A 4,045-nucleotide genomic window follows, 5' to 3' on the forward strand; every position below is an offset into this window, starting at 1 on the left:
AAACAGGGTCGCTATCGCAAGCTGGCGCGCCAGCGCGGCGTCGAAGCCGAGAACCTGCGCCAGGCGGTCAGCCGTGCGCCGGCGGTATCACAAAGCCAGGCACCGGGGTCCGCCCAAGGGGCAGCATTGCCGAAGCCGACCGCTTGAGCCGCCAATCGGCGGTTTTGTCCTCACGGAGGTTTTCATGCTGACCATTTCGGCCGCAGAGGGCGACCATGCGCTGACCTTTCCCGGACTGGTCGAGACGCTGCGCATGGCGTTTCGCGACGGTGCGGTGCAGCCGGTCAGGCATCATCATACGATCGAGCGGCCCGATGGTGCCGCCTCCACACTGCTTTTGATGCCGGCCTGGACCGATCTCAACGCGGCCGGCACGTCGGCCGGCGGTCACGTCGGCGTCAAGATCGTCACCGTGTCGCCCGACAACAATGCCATCGGCAAGCCCGCGGTGATGGGGCTCTATCTTCTGCTCAACGGCGCCACCGGCGAACCCGAGGCCCTGATCGACGGCCAGCGGCTGACACAATGGCGCACCGCCTGTGCTTCGGCGCTTGCGGCCTCCTATCTCGCCCGCGACGATGCCTCGCGGCTGCTTGTGGTCGGCGCCGGCGCGCTGTCGCCCTTCCTCGCCAAGGCGCACTCGGCCGTGCGGCCCATCAAGACCATCCGCATCTGGAACCGCACCCCGGCCAATGCCGAGAAAGTCGCGGCCGATCTGTGCGCCCAGGGCTTCGCGGCCAGTGCGGCAAGCGATCTCGATACGGAGCTTGGGCAGGCCGACATCGTCTCCTCGGCGACGATCACGACCACGCCGTTGATCAAGGGCGCATTGTTGCGGCCGGGAACCCATGTCGACCTGGTCGGCGGCTTTACGCCGACGATGCGCGAGAGCGATGACGATGCGATCAGGCTTGCCCGCGTCTATGTCGACACCCGCGCCGGCGCCACCAAGGAAGCCGGCGACATCGTCCAACCGCTGGCCTCCGGCGTGCTGAAACCGGAAGCCATCGTCGCCGATCTGCACGAATTGGCGCGCGGCCGGAAGAAGGGCCGCGAGAGCGCCGGTGAGATCACGCTGTTCAAGTCGGTCGGAGCGGCACTCGAGGATCTTGCCGCCGGCATTGCCGTCTACAAGGCGCTCACGGCCTAGTTTACCGTTGCACCCATTTCGGCGCCCATCGCCTCGGCGATCACACGAAAATCGTGATCCCCGATTTCAAAAAGGCCAAAGCGAAGCTGATAACCCCAGTTCGACTTGGCCGCGGTGAAGTCCAGCCTGTCGAGCAGCGGCTTGATCGGCGCTTCCTCGGCCTTGGCCCATGCCACATCGCGGCGGAACGGCGTGAAGCCGGCGCCCATATCGCCCTGATAAGGCTCGCCTTCCCGCACGATGCCTATCGCCGTGAAAGCCTGCAGGCCGTCTTTGTCGCCCAAAACAGTGGTCGGCGAATAGTAGACGACGCCATCACCCGGCTTGACGCGACGCAGCGGTGCCGCCTTGCCGTGGTTGACCTGCATGAAGCCGGCTGTGCGACCACGCCGGACATGCTCGGCCGACGCCACCGCTATCCAATACGCGCTCATTTCTGTTCCCCATTGGCCTGTTCCCCGTCGGACAGCCAGTAGACGCGCAGGCGATGATTATCGGGATCGAGCGCGACAAAAGTACGACCGAAATCCATGTCGGTCGGCGTCTGCAGGATCTTCAGCCCGCGCCCGGACCAGTCGGCATGGGCGGCATCGACCGCATCGGGCGTATCCAGCGCAAACACGATTTCGGCGCCACCGCCTGACGTGGCGGCTGCCGGCTCCACCGTATGGCGCGACCACAGGCCGAGCTTGAAGCCGGCATCGAGCACGAACAGCACGAAGGTCGGCGAACTTTCGACCGGCTCACGACCGAGCAGCGCGCTGTAGAAGGCACCGCTCTGCTGCGGCTGGTCGACATAGAGGATGACGAAATTCGGGGTGGCCATATCTGCTCTCCAAGGTTCGGTGTTTCGACTTGACGAACATACGATAGGCTACTGTCAGAATATGGCAGCAGTCATCGCGAACCACGCGGCTTGTCGAGCGTCGTTCGCCATTCCTTGAGCAGCGCCTGGCGACGACGCGGATAGCGCGTGTCCATTGCTTGGAGTTCGGCGATGCGATCGGCGCGAAAATGCCGGAAATCCTGCCGCATCTCGCACCACGCCACCACCACCCGCACCTTGTCGAAGAAGCCCAGCGCAAATGGCCAGACGACGCGCTGGGACACGGCCCCGCCGGCATCGCGGTAGAGAAAGCCGAGCTTGCGCTCGTTGCGGATGGCCTGCCGCACCAGACCAAGATCGATGCCCTCGGTGGCCGCGGCAGGAGGCCCGACCAGCAGTGTGCTCGCGTCAAGATCCTCGCGCAGATCGTCGGGCAGCACGGCTGCGATCTTGGCCAACGCGTTGGCGGCGGCGGCCGAGAGACGCTGGTCCGGCTGCCTGGCGACCCAGCGCGAGCCGAGCACAATGGCTTCGATCTCCTCGTCGCTGAACATCAGCGGCGGCAGCATGAAGCCGGGCTTGAGCACATAACCCAACCCCGCCTCACCTTCGATCGGCGCGCCCTGGCCCTGCAGCGTGGCGATGTCGCGGTAGAGCGTGCGGATCGAAACGCCCGTCTCGTCGGCAAGCATGTGCCCGCTCACCGGCCGGCGATGCCGGCGCAAGCACTGTATGAGGTCGAGCAGGCGTTCGGAGCGGGACATCGAGCAGATTTGCCTGTTTCTTTGACATTGGTCCATCGCCGGCAGACATAAACCGGAGAGGCCGACCTGTCGGACTTGGTTGCGAAGCCGGTTGCCCTATGTCAAAAGCGGCCACGCCGTTCGGAGTTGCCCCCGCTTGAAGTCTTTTCGCGACAAACGCCGCGACAACCGTCCACATCCATCCGCCAAGAGTGCGGCGGACGTGTCACGCCCGCGTCCCGGCCAGGCTCCTGCCAGACCGGAAGCGCCACCGCGCGAGCGCCATGAGGCGAAGACGGAAAATCGTTCCGAACCGAACTCGGCGCCGCGCATCCTGGCCCGCCGCGAAGGCGCTCTGCCCGCCGAACATCTTCCCGTGATCCTGGAAGTGGCGCCCAATGCCGATTATGCGCTGCTCGACAGCGGCACCGGCCAGAAGCTCGAACAATATGGCCCCTACCGGATCGTGCGGCCAGAGGGTCAGGCGATCTGGCAAAAGGCATTGCCGGCAAAGGAATGGGAGCGCGCCGACGCCGTCTTCACCGGAGACACCGACGAGGAGGGGATCGGCCGCTGGCGTTTCCCGAAGCTGCCGCTCGGCGAGACCTGGCCGATGAAGCATGACGGCATCGACTATCTCGGCCGTTTCACCTCGTTTCGTCATGTCGGCGTCTTTCCCGAGCAGGCCTCCCACTGGGACCACATGGCCGGGCTGATCGCGGCGGCGAAGCGGCCGGTCAAGGTTCTGAACCTGTTCGGCTATACCGGTCTCGCTTCCTTGGTGGCGGCTCGCGCCGGTGCCGAGGTCACCCATGTCGATGCCTCGAAGAAGGCGATCGGCTGGGCCCGCGAAAACCAGGAGATGGCCGGCCTCGGCAGCAAGCCGATCCGCTGGATCGTCGACGACGCGGTGAAATTCGCCGAGCGCGAGGAGCGCCGCGGCAGCCGCTACGATATCATTCTGTTCGACCCGCCGGCCTATGGCCGTGGCCCCAAGGGCGAGGTCTGGCAATTGTTCGAGGACCTGCCGGATTTGACCGACCTCTGCCGGGCGATCCTGACGCCGAAGCCGCTCGCCGTGGTGCTGACCGCCTACTCGATCCGCGCCTCCTTCTTCGCCATCCACGCCCTGATGCGCGATACCTTTGCCGGTATGGGCGGCAAGGTTGAATCGGGTGAGCTGATCATCCGCGAAAAGTCCGCCGGCCGGGCGCTATCGACCTCATTGTTTTCGCGTTGGGTGGCTGAATGAACGAGCGGCATGCAGGCGCACCCGGTCGAGCGCCACCCAGACGTCGCCATTGTCAGCGCGGACATCTTTCAGGG

5 protein-coding genes and 1 pseudogene are annotated in these 4,045 nt (G+C 65.3%); 3 read left to right on the forward strand and 3 right to left on the reverse strand.

The window, feature by feature from the left end:
- Nucleotides 1-147 (forward strand): annotated as a pseudogene (locus tag EN884_RS40335) (DUF1049 domain-containing protein); the annotation flags it as partial.
- A gap of 37 nt (nucleotides 148-184) precedes the next feature.
- Entirely contained in the window at nucleotides 185-1,150 is a 966-nt protein-coding gene (locus tag EN884_RS28195; RefSeq protein WP_128360862.1) for an ornithine cyclodeaminase family protein, read from the forward strand.
- On the opposite strand, the gene EN884_RS28200 is transcribed toward EN884_RS28195, so the two are convergent.
- The 3 genes from EN884_RS28200 to EN884_RS28210 all read right to left on the reverse strand — a co-directional run bounded on the left by EN884_RS28200 (nucleotide 1,147) and on the right by EN884_RS28210 (nucleotide 2,740).
- The gene (locus tag EN884_RS28200; protein ID WP_063169009.1) at nucleotides 1,147-1,584 is read right to left on the reverse strand and encodes an EVE domain-containing protein; all 438 of its coding nucleotides are present in this window, start codon (nucleotides 1,582-1,584) and stop codon (nucleotides 1,147-1,149) included. The genes EN884_RS28195 and EN884_RS28200 overlap by 4 nt on opposite strands.
- Nucleotides 1,581-1,976 carry a VOC family protein gene (locus EN884_RS28205; protein ID WP_013529579.1) on the reverse strand — a complete coding sequence of 132 codons (396 nt, stop codon included), beginning with the start codon at nucleotides 1,974-1,976 and terminating at the stop codon, nucleotides 1,581-1,583. Before EN884_RS28205 ends, EN884_RS28200 begins: the two co-directional genes overlap by 4 nt.
- Before the next feature lie 71 nt (nucleotides 1,977-2,047).
- Nucleotides 2,048-2,740 (reverse strand): YafY family protein, encoded by a 693-nt coding sequence (locus EN884_RS28210; RefSeq protein WP_063169010.1) that lies wholly within the window; start codon nucleotides 2,738-2,740, stop codon nucleotides 2,048-2,050.
- A gap of 136 nt (nucleotides 2,741-2,876) precedes the next feature.
- Here EN884_RS28210 and EN884_RS28215 point away from each other — a divergent pair, with 136 nt between their 5' ends.
- Nucleotides 2,877-3,971 carry a class I SAM-dependent rRNA methyltransferase gene (locus EN884_RS28215; protein WP_063169011.1) on the forward strand — a complete coding sequence of 365 codons (1,095 nt, stop codon included), beginning with the start codon at nucleotides 2,877-2,879 and terminating at the stop codon, nucleotides 3,969-3,971.
- Nucleotides 3,972-4,045 lie beyond the last annotated feature (74 nt).

Origin of the sequence: Mesorhizobium sp. M7A.F.Ca.AU.001.01.1.1, from assembly GCF_004022735.1 — a bacterium.
In the GTDB taxonomy this organism is placed as follows: domain Bacteria; phylum Pseudomonadota; class Alphaproteobacteria; order Rhizobiales; family Rhizobiaceae; genus Mesorhizobium; species Mesorhizobium ciceri.